The following is a 17,861-nucleotide window of genomic DNA, read 5'->3' as shown; positions in this document are numbered from 1 at the left end:
ACGCTCACTGCTCTCCATCCCCGTTCGGAAAGTCGATTCGGTAAAGGTCTTCAGCCTCGTGGTCATCCGGGAAGTGATCCGCGCTGAACAACTCGCTGCGCCCCAGTCGCGCGTGGTGGCGCCGCGCCAGCGAGGCGAACAGGCCGATCGAGGCGGCGTTGTCCGCGGTGATCGTCGTCTCCAGACGACACACCCCCTGAGCTGCGACGCGAGCCATCAGGTGATCAAGTAGCCGACCACCGAGACCCGACCCGCGCTGCGACTCGTCGACGGCGATCTGCCACACCACGACCGTGTCCGGGCACTCCGGCCGCAAGAATCCGATGACGAAACCCACCACTTGGCCGTCGATGCGAGCGACAGCGGAGGTCTGGGCGAAATCCCGGCACCACAGCAGATAGGCATAGGACGAATTGAGGTCGAGCGCGCGTGAATCACGCGCGATTCTCCAGATCGCCGCGCCATCCGCTATGGATGGTGCGCCGATCTCCTCGCGTACCCGTTTTCCCGACATGCCAAGGCAACGTAACAGGGTCGTTTCAGGCAGACCGGATGGCCGATCGGCGCGCGACCGGTTAACCAGCGGTTTCGTGAATACCCCCGTGAGGAGGACAACATCACGGTTGTGCGGCCCGCTGACACCGTGTTAACGGACTAGCCCGATGATCGGGAGCTTTCCCACAGGTCGATGCCGGAATCCACCGCGTACCGGTCGATCTCGGCCAATTCGTCGTCGGTGAAGGGCGGCCCGTCGACCGCCCGCAGGGTGCTCTCCAACTGCTCGACCGAGCTGGCGCCCACCAGCGCCGACGTGACCCGATCGTCGCGCACCACCCAGGACACCGCCAGTTGGGCGAGCGTCTGCCCACGGGACTTGGCGATCTCGTTGAGGCCACGCACCCGCCGCAGGTTGTCCTCCGACAGCATCTCGGGCAGCAGCGACGAGTCCCGGCTGCCGCGCGAGCCCGACGGGACGCCGTCGAGGTACTTGTCGGTCAGCAGTCCTTGCGCCAGCGGGGAAAACGCGATGCAGCCCACACCCAGGTCGCCGAGGGCGTCGAGCAGCTCGTCCTCGATCCAGCGGTTGAGCATCGAGTACGACGGCTGGTGGATGAGCAGCGGCACCCCGGCGGCGCGCAGCAGCTCGGCCGCCTGCCGGGTCGCGGTCGGCGAGTAGGACGAGACGCCGACGTAGAGGGCCTTGCCCTGCTGCACGGCGCTCGCGAGCGCGCCGACGGTCTCCTCCAGCGGCGTGTCCGGGTCGAACCGGTGGGAGTAGAAGATGTCGACGTAGTCCAGGCCCATGCGCTTGAGCGACTGGTCCAATGAGGACAGCAGGTACTTGCGCGACCCCCACTCGCCGTAGGGGCCGGGCCACATGTCGTAGCCGGCCTTCGTGGAGATCACCAGCTCGTCGCGGTAGGCGCCGAACTCGCGCTCCAGCGCGCGGCCGAAGTTGCGCTCCGCCGAGCCGTAGGGCGGGCCGTAGTTGTTGGCCAGGTCGAAGTGGGTGACGCCGAGGTCGAACGCGCGGCGCAGGATCGTCCGCCCGATCTCGTGCGGCTGGTCGTCGCCGAAGTTGTGCCAGAGCCCGAGGGAGACGGTGGGCAGTTTCAGCCCGCTGCGACCGCACCGCCGGTAGGGGATGCGGTCATACCGGTCGTCCGACGCGACATAGGCCATACGCCCGACCGTAGTTGCGTGCGCCACACCCCGCACCCCCGCGGGGTCAGTGGGCGAGGTTCTCGACGAGGATGACCTGCAGTTCTCCCACGCAGAAGCCGAGGACGGCGCCGACGGTGATCAGGATCCACTCGTCCTGCTCGAACGCGGGCCGGATGAGCTCCTCGAACTCGTCCTCCGACATCTCCTGCATCTTGGTGACCAGCGTGTTGCGGATGTCCATCGCGTCCTCGGCGTAGGACTCGATGTGGGTCATCGTCTCCGGCAGTCGGGCGATGACCTTCTCCGCGATGCTGTTCTTGATCGCCTGGTAGCGCCCGCTGCCCACGGCCAGCATCACCAGCGGCCGGGCCGGACCGGACTGCTTGTCGATCACGGTCCGGACCTGGGCGGCGACCAGCGCGAACAGCCGGTCCGACAGCGGCCCGCGCAGGACCGCCTCCATGACGTTCTTCGGGGTGATGATCTCGCGGGCGATCAGGTCGCCGTAGTCCGCGGCGACCTCCTTGCGGCGCTTGAGGAACAGGCCCTGCCACTCGAAGATCCCGAGGTAGCGGGTCGGCTTCTTCGGATTGAAGATCATCTTCAGGGCCAGCCAGTCGGTGAACCACCCGGTCAGGCCGCCGAAGATCGGCATCACCCACGGGTTCTTCAGCGCCGCCCAGGCGAACATCTGCACGAAGCCGATGACGAAGCCGAACACGATGCCGGACCGGGCGATGAACTGGAACTCCTTGCGGCCCGCGTGCTGGAAGATCCGGTTGAGCAGCGCCTTGTCGCGCACCAGGTTGGTGACGACCATGTCCTTGAGGTCGAACACGGCGTCGACGTCGTTCTTGACCGTCTCCAGCAGCGAGGCCACCACACCCGGCGCCTCGGCCTGGATGTGCCGCACGATCCGGCTCCGCACCTGCTCGGGCAGGTTCTCCCACAGCCCCGGCTGGAACTCCTGCGCGATCTCGGCGGCGATCTCCTCGACCCCGGCGAGCAGCGGCTGCTCGATCTCCTTGACCACCCGCTCCGGGTCAAGCCTGCCCATCACCTCGCTCGCCGAGATCAGCCGGTCGGTCATCGTGTCGACGGCGATGCTGGCCATCCGGGCGGCCCGCCGCGGCACGATGCCCTGCCAGCCGAGGTATGGCTTCTTGCCGACGAACTCCAGCGGCTGGAACATCATCCGGATGGCGACGAGCTTGGTGACGTAGCCGATCAGGGCGGCGATCAGCGGCATCGACGCGTAGACCATCCAGTTGGTCTGGAAGTCCTGCAGCATCGCGTTCATCGGCGCTCGCCGAGCGTCAGGCCGCGGGCACTCGGGTCGCAGACCGCCCAGAACTGGGCGCCCAGCTCCGAGATCCGCAGGGTCAGCCGGATCGCCTTCGCGCCGAACCGGCTCTGCGCCTTCGCCCGGTCCTCGGCGGCGCGGACCCGGTCGTCGGTCAGCAGCATCTCGTAGGCCACCCCGAGCGTCGGGTCCTCCTCACCGACCTCGACGAGCCCGAACCGCAGCAGCCTGCCGACGTAGAGCGGGACGAGACCCGGCTGGACCACCCCGGCGACCCGGCCGACCGTCGACGCGTTCTCCAGCACGAACCGCGGCGCCCCGCCGCGCGCGGTCCGCGCGGCGAGGTGCATCAGCGGGAAGACCGTGCCGTCGGACAGCGCGGAGACGATCCGCGCCTCGTCGGGCAGCAGCTGGCGCAGGACGGACTCGAAGTAGTGGTCGCGGGCGGCGTCCTTGCTGTCGGTGACCGACCGCTCCAGCAGCTGCGCCATCGCCAGCCGCATCGGCTCCCGGACCCTGGCCGCCTCGATCTGCCGGGGCTCCGGGTCGGGCAGCGGCTCCAGGTGCTTGCGCACCTCGGCCACGATCGCTTCCTCGACCTTCTGCACCTGCCGCTCGGCCACCTCGCCGCCCGGCAGCCGCCGTGCGACCTGCCACCCGCTGCGATAGAGCCACCCGAGGGCCCGACCCGCCCGGTCGACCATCTCGGCGGTCGGGTCGGACCCGTTGGCGGAGGCAAGCGCGCGCCGATCGTCGTCCATGGCGGCCTCCAGGCTCATTGGGATCTCTGGTGTACCACAACGAGCGAAGAAAGCGCAGGTCACTCAGGTTGTCGCCGAAGTCACCCGGTCAGGTCAGCGAACAGGTCCTTCTCCGTGATGCCCGGGCCCTGGCCCTCGCGGATGAACCACTCGACGCCGAACGCGCCCAGGAAGGCGTCATCCGGCATGGCGAGGAAGAACGACTCCTCGCTGATCTGGCTGGCGTGCGCGCGCATCGCGGCCCGCTTGGTCACCAGGTACGCCGAGACGTCGACGGCGGCGGTGATCTCCGATTCGGGCTTGCCGATCTTCATGTCCGCGGGCGGCCCGAAGCCCGTCTCCCCCCGGGCCTCCGCCTCCTCGCGGCCGCGGCGGATCAGGTCGGCGTTGATCGTCGCCTCGTAGACCTTGGGGGTGCCCGCCAGCTCGGCGGCGCGCTTGCCGACCCGGTGGACCTGGATGTGGTCGGGGTGGCCGTAGCCGCCGAAGTCGTCGTAGATGGTGAGGATGTCGGCGTTCTCCTCGACGAGGATCTTGGCCAGCCGGTCGGCGGCCTCCTCGACCGAGGCGGTCCAGAACGAGCCCTCCGCGTCGTTGCTGGGCTCGCCCATCATCCCGGAGTCGTGGTAGCCGAGGAACTCGACGCGGGACACGCCTAGGATCTCGGCGGCGGCGTGAGTCTCCTCGACCCGCCGCTGCCAGAGGGATTCGCCTTCACTGAGAAAACCGTCGGGGACCTCGCCTAACTCGCCCCGGGTCGCCACTACGAGAACGACCCGGTGGCCTTCGTCGGCGGCCTTGCGCATGACCCCACCGCAGGAGATGCACTCATCGTCCGGGTGGGCGTGGAACGACACCAATGTAGCCATGACATCGAAGGTAATCGATCTGTCCGACAGTTCGTCGGCACGCACAGGGTCACCCCGACCGTGATCAGTTGCGGGACCACACGATCACCTTGAGCCCGAGAACCTTCGAGGCTTTCGACGCGACGAGAATCCAGGCGACGTTGCCCTTGGCCGACACCACGCAGAAGGCTGACTGTCCGGCCACGATGTCCTCCACCGGGAACTTGCTCCGCGAACTGCGCTTGGCCTCACTCTCACAGTCCTCAGGACTCGGCTGCGTCGTCGGCGCCTTGTTCAGATACTTACCTTTGCGGCCGAGAGTAAGGCCGAGGACGGCGTCCCCGCAGTCGTCGAATTCCAACGTTCCCAGCTGATAATTGGGTGCGAACTCGTCGATGTTGAAGGAGCCGGCGTCACCATCACTGCAACTCTTGGAATCCATCTCGAAATCGTCGAATGGATGTAGGACGACCCAACTGGGTGCGGGAGGTGAAGTCGCGGCGGTCGTGGTGGTGACGGGCGCCGAAGGCGTCGTCGGCGCCTGGCTGGGCGTCTGAGCGTCGGCCTGGCTTGGTGTTGCGAGGTGGTCGGACGCGCCGCCCACGGCATCAGCGACAACTGCGACCAATGCTCCCGCCGCGACAAGTACGACAAGAACAAGAACTTTCGTTCGTTCTTTCCAAGCCGGCTTTGCCACCCAATTTCCTACGACACCGACCGCCGCCCCGATCACAGCGCCTAGAAGAATGAAAACGGCAGCCACAAACGACACCCCACGTCTCGATCGGATGGCGAACCTCGCTCAGGCACAATACCGAACCTCAGATGCCACGAAGGAAGCGTGCGCCTCCGCGGGCGAGGTCAATCCGGTGGCGTCGGGCTTCAGCAGGTCATCCTCGATTCGCCGCAGGTCACATACTGTCCGATGTGGACGTCAAAAAGTTTCTCCGGTCCACCTGAAACGATCTCCGGCGCCCGGCGATGCAGTGGGAGAACGGCCCCGGCGGACCCCCAGCTCCGGGGCCGTTCCCTATGTCACCGCTCGATCAGGCTCACGCTGGTCCGGTAGTTCGAGTCGCCGACGAACGGGACCGGGCGGTTGATGCCGATGGTCACCGCCACCTGTTGGTCGGAGATGTCGCCCAGGTCGAAGAACCGGGTCTCGACCAGCGCGCCCGGGCACCAGCTGCGGGGGTTGGTGGTGAGGTTGTTGCGGAAGATGCCGGGGTTGCCGTCGGGGCTGTACTGCTCGTACTGGGCGCAGTCCACGCCGGTGGAGAACTGGCCGACCTGCCTGCCCAGCGCGGTGAGGGTGACGGTGGTTTTGGAGTACTCCTCGCCGCCCGACGCGGCGCCGTAGCCCGCGATGCTCACCGCGAGCGTGCCCTTGCCGGTCGCGGCCGTGTTCGACATGGACTGGGTGGTGTGGGTGTTGGTCTTGATCTCGAAGCGCGACAGGGCGCTGGTTACGTCCCGGTCGCCCGCCACCGTCGACGGGGTCGACACCAGCGCGAGCGAGTAGGTGAACCCGACGGCCTTGAACGCGGCGTCGACCGGGCGGTTCGAGCAGGCGTCCTGCGCGTACGGGTTCGAGCCGCCGCTGATGCCGAGGTAGACGTCGCGGTTCGGGTCGGACAGGGCGCCCGCGTAGGCGGCCATGGGCGCGTCCGGGTAGACGCGGGTGGCCTTGGTGCCCTGCCAGTAGTCGCTGAACGGGGTGATGAAGTCCTGCAGCGTCACCCGCGGCGTGGTCGCGGTCGGCACCTGGCCCTTGGGCATGCTGATGTAGAAGATCGAGCCGAAGCGGTCGTAGTTGTCGCACTGGGCGTGGTAGGTCAGGCGGAGGGCGACGTCGGTGCCGAGCTTGCCCTGCTCCTCCGCGGTGAGCTTCTTCGCGTACTCGGTGCCGCGGTTCCACATGAGGACGCCGGCGGGCGGGGTGTAGTTCGGCTCGGTGCTCACGTAGATGCCGAACTGCGGGATGCGGTCAAAGACCGGGACCACGGTAGGAGCAGGCGGTGCGGCTCCGGTGTAGACCTCGAATTCGTAGATCCGCGCAGCCGTGTCGGTGTTCTGGGTGGGCGTGGTGATCACGAGCTTCGCGTAGCGGGCGCTCGCGGCGGTGATCGGGTGGGTGGTGGTGTCGGCGGTGTTGTTGGTGACGGAGACCGGCGTGGACCAGGTGCTGCCGTCCCCGGAGAGCTGGATCGAGAACGCCTTTGTGTTGAAGCCGGCGGATTCCCCACCGGCGCCCGCGTGCTTCACCACGAAGTTCGACACCGCGTGCGTGGCGCCTAGATCGACCTGCAACCACTTGCTGCTCGCGTTGGTGCAGAACTTGTCCGCGTTACCACCGGAAACCGTGCCGTTGACGGCTTTCGCTGGTCCTTCGGTTGTCGCGCAGGCGGTAGAGCCGGTCGCCGCCTTGTTCAGCGCGAGGTTGCCGCTCGTTGGCGTGGACCCGAGCACCTCGAATTCGTAGATCCGCGCGGCGGTGTCGGTGTTCTGCGTCGGCGTGGTGATCACGAGCTTCGCGTAGCGGGCGCTCGCGGCGGTGATGGGGTGGGTCGTGGCGGCGGCGGTGTTGTTCGTGACGGTCACCGGCGTAGACCAGGTGCTGCCGTCCGCGGAAAGCTGGATGGAGAACGCCTTTGTGTTGTAGGTGGCCGATTCGCCACCGCTGCCCGCGTGTTTCACGGCGAAGCCCGACACGGATTGGGACGCCCCGAGGTCGACCTGCAACCACTTGCCGCTCGCGTTGGTGCAGAACTTGTCGGCGTTGCCACCGGACACGCTTCCGTTGACCGCCTTGGCAGGCCCCTCGGTGCTCGCGCAGGCGGCCGACCCGATGGCCGACTTGTTCAGGGCGACGTTGCTGTCGGCGGCATGGGCGGTCGCGGTGCTGACGGCCGCGCCGAGCACGGCGGCCAGCAGGGCAGGGGTGATCGTGCGGCGTACTCGTCGCATGGGCGTACTCCATGAAATTCGCAGGGATGCCCGTTGTAACCCATGATCGGCCCCGAAACATCGGCCATTCGCGGGATCAAGTCGCTGACATCTCCACTTCGGCCCCCGCCGTTACAGTCGCGCTGCTCACATCCGCTCGGCGAAAGCGTAATCCGGCAACGGTGTTAATTTGGTCGGGTAAAGCGGCGCCAATGGCGTCTCTGGGGAATGAACTGGGGATTGACTGTGAAGAGATCTTTGAGTGTCGTGCGCAGTGCTGCCCTGATCGGGCTCACCGTCGCCCTGCTGGCCACGCCCGCCGCGATCGCTGTCGCCGCGCCGGTCGCGCCCGCGGGAACCGCGCAAGAGGGCACCACTCAGGTGGAGCCGACGCCGGGCGAGAAGGCCGCGAAGGAGTTCGAGGACGCCAGCATCGCGATCGCCGCCGCGGCGAAGGCTGCCAAGGACGCGGCCGTGGCGGCGAAGACGCCCGCCGAGGCCACCGCGGCCAAGGACGCGGCGCTGAAGGTGAAGGCCGACGCGGCCAAGCTCAACACCGCCATCAACGCGTTCCTGGACAACGCCGGGGCGGAGACTCACGAAGTGCGGATCAAGGCGCTCCAGGCCCTGGAGCGGGCTCGGACGGCGGCTGGAGTCGCCGACGAGGCGATCGCCATCGCCGAGCCCAAGATCAACCCGCAGCCGGACCCCGAGCCGGAGCCGGAGCCGAGCCTGATCTTCGTCTCGGCCGATGAAGCCCGCCGCGGCGAGTTCATCGCCGTCGGCGTGTTCTGCGGTGAAGGAGAGGCGGGCAACTTCCACTCCGACGCCATCACGTTCGACACGTCCACCCTGTTCCGCGAGGACCAGGCCTGGGGCATCGGCGGCAACGTGAAGTCCGACGCCACCCCCGGCACCCACTCCGTCACCGCCACCTGCGGCGACGAGAAGCTGACGACGTCGTTCAAGGTCCTGGCCGACCCCGCCGTGCAGGCGACGCCGCCGAAGGCCGACGATGTCCGCCGCAAGACGGTCATCCGCCCGAAGGGCCGCATCGAAACCGGCGGCGGGGCCACCGCCGGGCAGTTCGTCTGAGGCTGAGCGTGCGACACACCTTCCAAGGTGGCATCGGGGCGGCCGCACTCGCGGCCGCCCTGCTGCTCACCGGCTGCGGATCCGAACCCGCCGCCGCGCCACCGACTTCCACTTCGACTTCTGTTTCGGCTTCGGTGCCGCCTGCCTCGGCCGCGCCGGACGGCAGGCCGAAGCCGACGCACGTCCGGATCCCGAAGATCAAGGCGGAGTCGACCCTGGTCGAAGCCGGGCTGAACAAGGCACGCAACATCGAGGTGCCGCCGGTGGACCAGCCGATGCAGGCCGCTTGGTACAAGTTCAGCCAGGTCCCCGGCGACCCCGGCCCGGCCATCGTGCTCGGGCATGTCGACGGCAACAAGCAGCCCGGCATCTTCAACCGCCTGAACGAACTGACGGTCGGCGACGAAATCCTGATCGACCGCAAAGACGGCAAAACCCTCCGTTTCCTCACCACGCGCAAGGAACAGGTCCCTAAAGACCAATTCCCACAGGACGCGGTCTATGGCGACAGCACGGAACCGGAACTACGCCTGATCACCTGCGGCGGCGCCTTCGACAAGGCCGCCCACAGCTACCAGGACAACATCATCATCTACGCGAACCTCGCCGCGTAGCGTCGCGAGGCTGTAATACCAAGGCCCGCGCCCGAGATAACTGGCCCGCCGGTAGATGATCTGCCACCAGAGGCAACGACAATTACGGAAGGAAACGCAACCGGGAGCCCATTGCGGCGAGTGGCCTCTTCCCCGCTGCGGGACTCCTTCGTCCATGAGGTCCGTTGAGCGGAGGGATCAGCGGAACCGGGCTGGTCTGCAACCGGCGAGTTCGCGCGCCGGTCGAGCGGTGAGGATCTCAGCAGCGGCAAGTCGGCCGACGGCGGCGGCCAGGGTAATCGCCGAGTGCATCACGGCGACGTACAGACCCTGGGTGCCGACCGGTGGACCGATGACCGGTTCGCCGTCGGTGGGCATCGGTCGCCAGCCGATCTCGGCTGAGATGACCTCCGTGCCGCCTGCTCCGGTGAAGGAGGCGGCGAACCGGTCGCGGACGCGCCTGGCGGTTGCGAGCAGCGCAGCCTGGTCTGTTTCACCTCTGTACACCGTAGGAGCCAGAACCGTGCCGTCGTCGAGTTGCCGGACCTCCAGCGACGGCGTCGCGACGATCGTCCTCACCAGGCCGGGCGCCGCGCGCAACCGGACGAGAACGGCGGGTGACGGCTCGACGGGCAGGGTGACGCCGATCCCGGCGCAGAGGGCAACATTGCCGGTACCGGCAGCCAAGACGACGGTCGCAGCGGGAACGACTCCAGCGGTCGTCCGCACGCCGGTTACCATGCCTGCCCGGTGCTCGAGGGCGGTCGCCAGCGTCCCCGTCATCAGCCGCGCGCCCCGATCGCGCGCGGCGGCAGCCAGGAGATCGGTCGTCGCGACCGGGTCGAACGCCGCATCCTCAGGGCGGTGGGTAGCCACGGCCGGGGGTTCGAGCAGGTGCGGCTCCAGTGCCTCGACGTCGTCCGTCCTCGGCCCCGGGGTGTCGTCGAAGCCGTCCCAGCTCAGGGAACCCGACCAGCGGATCGCCAGCCCGGGAAGCTCCGCTTCCAGTCGTCGGTATTCGTCCAGCGCGAGGTAGCGCAGGGGCGCCGAGGGCAAGTCGCTGCTGACCGGTCGCCCAATCCAGGCAAAGGAAGCCCGTGTGGCGCCTGAACCGGGCAGACCCGCATCAATCAACGTGACCGGCAGGCCATGCCCGGTCAGGTGGTACGCCAGCGACGCCCCAACGATGCCGGCGCCGACCACGACAATGCTCCTATCCGCCATGCCGGTGTTCTAGCAGGTCAAGGCGTCGTCGCGGCACCGAGTATTGGCCGGCGGACGCAACTCATCGGGGATAGTCGGCGATACAGCGAATGCCGAGACTGACGATTTGGACCACCGTCCGGGTTGTCGCGTTAGAACTTCCAGTTCATGTGCCCGAGGGCTGGGGGATGGCGAGTTTCGGCTCTACGGCATGTCTGCATTGGCTCGATGAAGGCCAGAGCGGCCGATCCCGCAGTCATTCGCGCAGTCATCGGACTGACGAAAGGATCTTGAGGCCCCTGTTTCCGCTGATAGCGCGTGGAGCCGGTGAGGGGACTTGAACCCCTAACCTTTCGCTTACAAGGCGAGTGCTCTGCCAATTGAGCTACACCGGCACGACACCCCGCACGGAACCCCGAGGTGTCCGCCTAATCCTAAGCCGACACGCCACCCGGTTGCGGAGTGGGCCTTGATCGGTAACCGTCGAGTGGAGACACGTGGAGGTGGTCGGAGCGTGAGATTCACGCGGGCTCGGCGGCAGGTGGTCGCGGAGCCGACGGTTGAGCCGATGGTCGTGCAGGGGCCCGCACTCCCCGAAGAGCGGACGGTCCACTTCGTTTTGGATCTTGCTCTGCGGATCGGTGAGGTGCAGATGTCCTCGGGGGCGGGGGCCGCCGATGTGACCGCGACGATCATCGCGGTGGCCAATGCCTACGGGCTTCCGCACTGTGAGGTCGACGTGATCTTCACGTCGATCACCGTGGCCTGCCATCGCGGGACCGAGCTTTCCCCGGTGACCACCCTGCGCGTGGTGCAGACCCGGGGCCTGGACTACACGCGGCTGGCGGCGGTCGAGAAGCTCGTGCGGGACATCACCGGACGCCGAATCGAGGTCGAGGACGCGCATGCCGAGCTGAACCGGATCAACTCCGCTGAGCACCCATACCCGCGGTGGGTGGCGACCGCCTCCTATGCCGGGCTGGCCGCCGCGGTCACGATCTTCATCGGTGGTGATCCGCTGATGGCGCTGTTCGCCGCCCTGATCACCGCGCTCATCGACCGGGTGGGGCGGATGCTCAACCGGCGGGCGCTGCCGTTCTTCTTCCAGCAGGTCCTCGGCGGTGCGCTGGCCACCGGCGGAGCGCTCGCCCTCCTCGCGAGCGGGATGTTTCCGGCGGTGAAACCCACCGTGCTGGTCGCCGCCGCTATCACCGTGTTGCTCTCCGGGCTGACCGTTGTCTCCACCGTGCAGGACGCCATCACCGGGTTCAACGTCACCGCCGCCGGTCGCACGATGGAGGTCTCGCTGATGACCGCGGGCCTCACCGCCGGCGTCGTCATCGCCCTCAACATCGCCGTGGCGCTGGGGCTGCCCGAGACGCCGCTCGCCGATCCTCTGCCGCCCTCCGCGCTCCGTCTGCCGGTGCAGACGCTGGCCGGAGCCGCCGCCGCCGGGTGTTTCGCGCTGGCCAGTTACGCCCCGCCACGCTCCATGCTGGTCGCCGCCGTCGCCGGTGGCGTGGGGACCGCGGGGTACGGCGGGCTGGTGCTCGCCGGGGCCGGGCCGATCGTCGCCTCCGCCGGGGCGGCCGTGGTGATCGGGTTCGCGGGCGGTGTCATCTCCCGGCGGTTCCGGATGCCGCCGCTGATCGTCGCGGTCTCCGGCATGGTCCCGCTGCTTCCCGGCCTTCCGACCTACCGTGCGCTGTACGAACTGGCGATCGAGCGCTCCCCCGCGGGCCTTTCCACGCTCATGATCGCCGCCGCCATCGCGTTGGCGCTGGCAGCGGGCGTGGTGCTCGGCGAATACCTGGCCCAACCCGTGCGCACCAAGCTCGGGCGGTTGGAGCGGCGGCTCGCCGGGCCCCGGCTATCCGGCCCATTGCAACCCAACAAACGTCACACCGAGTCATAGACATTCGCATCACGCGGTGGCGGCGCGGAGTGACTAGCCTTGGAATTTCGGGCATCCCGCACCGGCTTCCAAAGGAGGCACGCCAGGCGTGAGCAGCGACAACGCCCCCAGCAACAACGGCGCCGACTTCATCGTCGCCGCGAACCGGCTCCCGGTCGACCTAGAGCGGCTGCCGGACGGCTCACAACGCTGGAAGCACAGCCCAGGTGGCCTGGTCAGCGCGCTCGCCCCGTTCCTGCGCAAGAACACCGGCGCGTGGGTCGGGTGGCCCGGCGTGGCCGACGTGGAGGTCGACGAGTTCACCGACGACGGGCTGCGCCTGCACCCGGTGACGCTCACCTCCGACGAGGTCCGCGACTACTACGAGGGCTTCTCCAACGCCACCCTGTGGCCGCTCTACCACGACGTTGTCGCGCCCCCGGTCTTCGACCGAGGCTGGTGGGACAGCTACGTCAAGGTCAACCACCGCTTCGCCGACGCCTGCGCCAAGGTCGCCGCGCCCAACGCCACGGTGTGGATCCAGGACTACCAGCTCCAACTCGCGCCCGCACTGCTCCGCGAACAGCGGCCCGACCTGCGGATCGGCTTCTTCCTGCACATCCCGTTCCCGCCCACCGAGCTGTTCATGCAGCTCCCCTGGCGCGCCGAGATCGTGCGCGGCCTGCTCGGCGCCGACCTGGTCGGCTTCCACCGCCCGGGCGGCGCGCAGAACTTCCTGTGGCTGGCCAGACGGCTGCTGGGCCTGGAACCGACTCGCGGCGCCGTCGGTGTGCGGACCCGGCCCGGTGTCATCCAGGTCGGCGACCGCGCGGTCCGCGTGGGCGCGTTCCCGATCTCCATCGACTCCAACGGCCTCGACGCGCTGGCCCGCAAGCGCGAGACCGTGACCCGCGCGGCCCAGATCCGGGCCGACCTCGGCAACCCGAAGAAGATCATCCTCGGGGTCGACCGCCTCGACTACACCAAGGGCATCGACCTGCGGCTCTACGCGCTGCAGGAGCTGCTGACCGAGGGCCGGATCGACCCGCGGGAAGTGGCCATGGTGCAGCTCGCGACGCCCAGCCGCGAGCGGGTCGAGCACTACCAGCGCATGCGCGGTGACATCGAGCAAGTGGTGAGCCGGATCAACGGCGAGTTCGCCCGGGTCGGCCGCCCGGTCGTGCACTACCTGCACCAGTCGGTCGACCGGGCGGAGCTGGCCGCGTTCTTCTCCGCCGCGGACGTGATGCTCGTGACCCCGGTCCGCGACGGCATGAACCTCGTCGCCAAGGAGTACGTGGCCTGCCGCCACGATCTCGGCGGCGCGCTGGTGCTCTCGGAGTTCGCGGGCGCCGCGGCCGAGCTCACGAGCGCCTTCCTGGTGAATCCGCACGATCTTGACGGAGTCAAGAACGCCATGCATGCGGCCCTCACGATCGATCCAGCAGAAGGTCGTCGTAGGATGCGCGCGTTGAGGCGTCAAGTGCTGACCCACGACGTCGACCGGTGGGCTCGATCATTCCTCGACGCCCTGAGTCCTGAACAGAGCCCCTAGCCCCAGGAGAAGGCGTTGACCGCCGAGTCCCTGCCCGCCGACCTGCGCCGCGCGATCGTGCAGATCGCGAGGACACCGCGACTGCTGGTCGCCTGCGACTACGACGGAACCCTCGCGCCGATCGTCGAGGATCCGGAAAAAGCACGGCCGCACACCGAGTCGGTGGGCGCGCTGCGCTCGCTCGCCGGGTTGCACGAGACGACCACGGCGGTAATCTCGGGACGCGCTCTGCGTGACCTGGCGACGCTGTCGAGGCTGCCCTCGGAGGTGCACCTGGTCGGCAGCCACGGCTCGGAGTTCGACGTGGGCTTCGTGCACGCGCTCGACGCCGAGGCGCGGGCGCTGCACGCCCGGGTCGAGGCGGAGCTGGAACGGCTCGTCGACGGCGCCGCCGGCGTGCAGCTGGAGGTCAAGCCCGCCAGCATCGCCGTGCATGTGCGCCGCGCCGCGGCCGACGTGGCCGAGCGCATCCTCGCCGTGGTCCGCTCGGGCCCGTGCACCTGGGAAGGCGTGCAGGTCACCGAGGGCAAGGCCGTGGTCGAGCTGGCGGTGATCCACACCGACAAGGGCCACGCCCTCGACGTGCTGCGCCACCAGGTCGGCGCCACGGCGGCGATCTTCGTCGGCGACGACGTGACCGACGAGAAGGCGTTCGCCCGGCTCTCCGGCCCGGACGTCGGGATCAAGGTCGGCGACGGCGAAAGCCTTGCCGTGTACCGGATCAACGACCCGATCGACGTCGCCACCGTGCTCGCCATGGTCCTGGAGGAGCGCCGCAACTGGCTCTACGGCGAGCAGGCGGTGCCGATCGAGCGGCTGTCGATGCTGTCCAACGAGCGCTCGGTCGCCCTGGTCACCCCGGACGCCCGCCTCACCTGGATGTGCCACCCGGAGCCGGACTCGGCGGCGGTCTTCGCCGACCTGCTCGGCGGCACGGCCGCGGGCCACTTCTCGGTCACCCCGGAACGCGGCGGTCTCCCACTGGGCCAGCGCTACCTGCCCGGGACGATGACGGTCGAGACCCGCTGGTCGGGCCTGCTCGTCACCGACTACCTCGACCACTTCACCGACGCGCACCGCACCGACCTGATCCGCGTGGTGTCGGGCACCACCCCGGCGGTCGTGGAGTTCGCGCCGCGGCCGGAGTTCGGCCAGGTGCAGGTGCGGCTGGAGGCCTCCGAAGACGGCATCCGGGTGCTCGACACCTCGGACCCGATCACCCTGCGCTCCCCCGGCGTCACCTGGGAGATCACCTCCGACGGCATGCACGACACCGCCCGCGCGGTGATCCGGCCGAGCGGCGACGCGCCGGTGGTGCTGGAGCTGCGCTGCGGCACCGACAGCCTCGAACCGCACGAGATTCCCGAGGCCGACCGCAAAGCGCGCTCCGGCGCGTACTGGTCGCAGTGGCTCGACACGCTGGTGCTGCCGCCGGTCGAGAAGGAGTTGGTGGCGCGCTCGGCGCTCACGCTGCGCGGTCTGTGCCACAGCGAGACCGGCGCGATCATGGCCGCGGCGACCACGTCGCTGCCGGAGGAGATCGGCGGCATCCGCAACTGGGACTACCGCTACTGCTGGCTGCGCGACGCGTCGATGACGGCGAAAGCGTTGGTGTCACTGGGTTCCACCGCCGAGGCGGAAGCGTTCCTCGGCTGGGTGCACGGTGTGCTGGCCACGCTGCCCGGCCCGGAGCGGCTGCACCCGCTGTACACGATCGCGGGCACCACGCTCGGCCCGGAAGCGGTCATCGACACGCTTCCCGGCTACGCGGGCTCCCGTCCGGTGCGCGTGGGCAACCTCGCCAACCAGCAGGTCCAGCTCGACGTCTTCGGTCCCGTCGTCGACCTTGTCGTGGCCCTCTCGGAGGCGCGCGGCAAGCTCACCGACGACGACTGGCGCATGGTGTGCGCCATGGCCGAAGCGGTCACCCGGCGCTGGCACGAGCCCGACCACGGCATCTGGGAGGAGCGGCACCGCCCGCGCCACCACGTGTACTCGAAGGTCATGTGCTGGCTGACGATCGACCGTGCCCTCGCCCTGGCCGCCACCTACGACCGCGAGCCGGAGCCCGCCTGGGAGTTCCTGCGCGCCGAGATCGCCCACGACGTGCTGACCAACGGCTGGAACGACGAGGTCAAGGCGTTCACCACGGCCTACGACGGCACCGACCTCGACGCCGCGACGCTGCTCATCGGCATGGTCGGCCTGATCGACCCGGACGACGAGCGCTTCCACTCCACGGTCACCGCGATCGAGGCGGAGCTGCGTTCGGGGTCCACGGTGTACCGCTACCACCGCGACGACGGCCTGCCCGGCGACGAGGGCGGCTTCCACCTGTGCGCGGCGTGGATGATCGAGGCGTACCTGCTCACCGGCCGCCGCCCGGAGGCCGAGGACCTGTTCGCCCAGATCGTCGACGCGGCCGGGCCCACGGGGCTGCTGCCCGAGGAGTACGACCCGATCGCGGAGCGCTCGCTGGGCAACCACCCGCAGGCGTACTCACATCTCGGCCTGATCAGGTGCGCACAGCTCCTCTCCGCGTAGTCGGCCTTTCGCCTGCGGTGACGGTGCGTGGTGTGGCAACCTGTTCCGGACACCTGGGGGGACAGTGAAATCGCCAGACGAGTGGATGCGCGACTTCGAAGGGAAGATCGCCGCCGCACAGGCCAAGGCCGCCATGGTCCAGGACGGCCTGGCCGGTGCCGCGTCGTCGGCGTCGTCTGACGACGGCGCCATCACGGTGGCGGTCGCGGCCAACGGCGCGCTGACCGATGTCCGCCTGACTCCCGCGGCGATGGGCAAGTCGCACACGGCTTTGTCGGCGGAGCTCATGGCGGTGGCCCGCAAGGCCCAGCGGTCGGCCGCGGCGAAGGTGGCCGAGGTGTTCGAGGCGGCGCACGGACCGGAGTCGGAGACGCTGCGGGCGATCACCGAGTACCTGCCGCCGGAGGAAGAGGCGCCCGCGGCTCAGGAGCGTCACCGGCCCGGGTTCATCGAGGAGATGCAACCGCCGCCGCAGCCGCCCAGGGCCAGGCCGCGCCGCCCCGACCCGAGCGTGAACTCGCTCGACGACGGTGATTTCAGCGACGAGTCGGCGATCTTCAAGAAGTAGCGCGGTTTCTGGGGGGTAGTGCGTGTCTGAGGAAGCGAGTTCGACCACGTGGTCCAGTGGTGCGGGCATTGTCGAGAGTGTTGACGGGTTCGTCCAGTCGCTGACGTCGGACGCCGAGGGCGAGGGGCCGGACTTCCTCGACGTCGCCATCGGCGGCGCGGGTCTGGTGGTGGAGACGGTGGGGTTCGCCGCCAACCCGCTGGCCGGGATCGCGTCCGCGGGTGTCGGCTGGCTGCTTGAGCACGTCAGCTTCCTGCGCGAGCCGCTCGACGCGCTGCTGGGCAACCCGGACGAGATCAACGCCAACGTCGACCAGCTCAAGTCCGCGGCGCTGGAGATGAAGATGATCGCCCGGGAGCACCGTGAGGACCTGGGCTCGGTCGACGACTGGTCGGGCGAGGCGAGCGACGCGTTCCGCGCCAACATGGACCAGATGGCGGCCGAGTACGAAGCCCTCGGGTCCACAATGGACGGCACGGCGGCGATCTACGCGCTGTCCGGCGCGATCGTCTGCGAACTGCGCGCCATGGTGTTCGACATGATCTCCGAGCTGCTCGGCGAGCTCATCGCGGGCGCGATCATGGCGGCGGCGTCGGCCGTGGTCTCACTCGGCAGTTCCATCGCCGCTTACGCGGGCTACGCGGGAACGCGAGCGGCGATGCTGGCCACGAAGATCGCGGGCAAGCTGTCCAAGCTCGGCGAGGCGATGAGCCGCATGGGCGGCAGGCTGGCGCAGCTGGGCGAGAAGATGAAGGGCCTGATGAAGGGCCTGGAGCGCTTCGCCGACTACGGCGACTACGCGAAGACGGCCTACGACGCGGTCCAGCCGTACGAAATGCCGCCGGCCAACGCCTGATGGCCCGGCGCAGGGGGAACGACAGCTCAC

15 protein-coding genes and 1 tRNA gene are annotated in these 17,861 nt (G+C 68.7%); 7 read left to right on the top strand and 9 right to left on the bottom strand.

The annotated features are described in order from the left end of the window. Nucleotides 1–4: 4 nt before the first annotated feature. The 7 genes from ectA to C8E96_RS10395 all read right to left on the bottom strand — a co-directional run bounded on the left by ectA (nucleotide 5) and on the right by C8E96_RS10395 (nucleotide 7,544). Nucleotides 5–514, bottom strand: coding sequence for a diaminobutyrate acetyltransferase (gene ectA / locus C8E96_RS10425; RefSeq protein ID WP_091379688.1), 510 nt, complete (start codon nucleotides 512–514; stop codon nucleotides 5–7). Between the two features lie 140 nt (nucleotides 515–654). Next, complete coding sequence (gene mgrA / locus C8E96_RS10420; RefSeq protein WP_091379691.1) at nucleotides 655–1,683, bottom strand: L-glyceraldehyde 3-phosphate reductase; 1,029 nt, start codon at nucleotides 1,681–1,683, stop codon at nucleotides 655–657. 46 nt (nucleotides 1,684–1,729) lie between these two features. Continuing rightward, entirely contained in the window at nucleotides 1,730–2,965 is a 1,236-nt protein-coding gene (locus C8E96_RS10415) for a DUF445 domain-containing protein (protein ID WP_091379694.1), read from the bottom strand. Then, nucleotides 2,962–3,729 (bottom strand): Abi-alpha family protein, encoded by a 768-nt coding sequence (locus C8E96_RS10410; RefSeq protein WP_228770073.1) that lies wholly within the window; start codon nucleotides 3,727–3,729, stop codon nucleotides 2,962–2,964. The genes C8E96_RS10415 and C8E96_RS10410 overlap by 4 nt, the downstream gene beginning before the upstream one ends. 80 nt (nucleotides 3,730–3,809) lie before the next feature. Continuing rightward, a complete protein-coding gene (locus tag C8E96_RS10405) occupies nucleotides 3,810–4,598 on the bottom strand; it encodes a PIG-L family deacetylase (protein ID WP_091380519.1) in 789 nt (262 codons plus the stop codon). 64 nt (nucleotides 4,599–4,662) lie between these two features. After that, nucleotides 4,663–5,340 carry a hypothetical protein gene (locus C8E96_RS10400; protein ID WP_133794335.1) on the bottom strand — a complete coding sequence of 226 codons (678 nt, stop codon included), beginning with the start codon at nucleotides 5,338–5,340 and terminating at the stop codon, nucleotides 4,663–4,665. A gap of 272 nt (nucleotides 5,341–5,612) precedes the next feature. Further along, nucleotides 5,613–7,544: a galactose-binding domain-containing protein gene (locus tag C8E96_RS10395; protein WP_091379700.1), complete on the bottom strand. Its 1,932-nt coding sequence runs from the start codon at nucleotides 7,542–7,544 to the stop codon at nucleotides 5,613–5,615. A 225-nt stretch (nucleotides 7,545–7,769) separates the two neighbouring features. Here C8E96_RS10395 and C8E96_RS10390 point away from each other — a divergent pair, with 225 nt between their 5' ends. Next, entirely contained in the window at nucleotides 7,770–8,618 is an 849-nt protein-coding gene (locus C8E96_RS10390; protein WP_133794333.1) for a hypothetical protein, read from the top strand. Between the two features lie 8 nt (nucleotides 8,619–8,626). Beyond that, nucleotides 8,627–9,232, top strand: coding sequence for a class F sortase (locus C8E96_RS10385; protein WP_091379707.1), 606 nt, complete (start codon nucleotides 8,627–8,629; stop codon nucleotides 9,230–9,232). A 177-nt stretch (nucleotides 9,233–9,409) separates the two neighbouring features. On the opposite strand, the gene C8E96_RS10380 is transcribed toward C8E96_RS10385, so the two are convergent. Beyond that, complete coding sequence (locus C8E96_RS10380; RefSeq protein ID WP_228770074.1) at nucleotides 9,410–10,414, bottom strand: NAD(P)/FAD-dependent oxidoreductase; 1,005 nt, start codon at nucleotides 10,412–10,414, stop codon at nucleotides 9,410–9,412. A 319-nt stretch (nucleotides 10,415–10,733) separates the two neighbouring features. Further along, nucleotides 10,734–10,809: transfer RNA gene (locus tag C8E96_RS10375), tRNA-Thr, on the bottom strand. Between the two features lie 173 nt (nucleotides 10,810–10,982). Between C8E96_RS10375 and C8E96_RS10370 the strand changes: the two genes are divergently transcribed. The 5 genes from C8E96_RS10370 (at nucleotide 10,983) to C8E96_RS10350 (ending at nucleotide 17,831) form a co-directional block, all read left to right on the top strand. Further along, nucleotides 10,983–12,329, top strand: a complete 1,347-nt coding sequence (locus tag C8E96_RS10370; RefSeq protein ID WP_091380522.1) for a threonine/serine exporter family protein — start codon at nucleotides 10,983–10,985, stop codon at nucleotides 12,327–12,329. 88 nt (nucleotides 12,330–12,417) lie between these two features. Beyond that, entirely contained in the window at nucleotides 12,418–13,863 is a 1,446-nt protein-coding gene (locus tag C8E96_RS10365; protein ID WP_091379713.1) for an alpha,alpha-trehalose-phosphate synthase (UDP-forming), read from the top strand. Nucleotides 13,864–13,878: 15 nt separating this feature from the next. Further along, the gene (gene otsB, locus C8E96_RS10360) at nucleotides 13,879–16,407 is read left to right on the top strand and encodes a trehalose-phosphatase (protein ID WP_091379714.1); all 2,529 of its coding nucleotides are present in this window, start codon (nucleotides 13,879–13,881) and stop codon (nucleotides 16,405–16,407) included. 64 nt (nucleotides 16,408–16,471) lie between these two features. Then, nucleotides 16,472–16,975 carry a YbaB/EbfC family nucleoid-associated protein gene (locus tag C8E96_RS10355; RefSeq protein ID WP_133794332.1) on the top strand — a complete coding sequence of 168 codons (504 nt, stop codon included), beginning with the start codon at nucleotides 16,472–16,474 and terminating at the stop codon, nucleotides 16,973–16,975. A 22-nt stretch (nucleotides 16,976–16,997) separates the two neighbouring features. Then, the gene (locus C8E96_RS10350) at nucleotides 16,998–17,831 is read left to right on the top strand and encodes a WXG100 family type VII secretion target (RefSeq protein WP_091379721.1); all 834 of its coding nucleotides are present in this window, start codon (nucleotides 16,998–17,000) and stop codon (nucleotides 17,829–17,831) included. Nucleotides 17,832–17,861 lie beyond the last annotated feature (30 nt).

This window comes from Actinokineospora alba (assembly GCF_004362515.1).
GTDB classification, from domain to species: Bacteria; Actinomycetota; Actinomycetes; order Mycobacteriales; family Pseudonocardiaceae; genus Actinokineospora; species Actinokineospora alba.
Note: the sequence above shows the minus strand (reverse complement) of the source record. Positions and strands in the feature narration are given on the sequence as shown.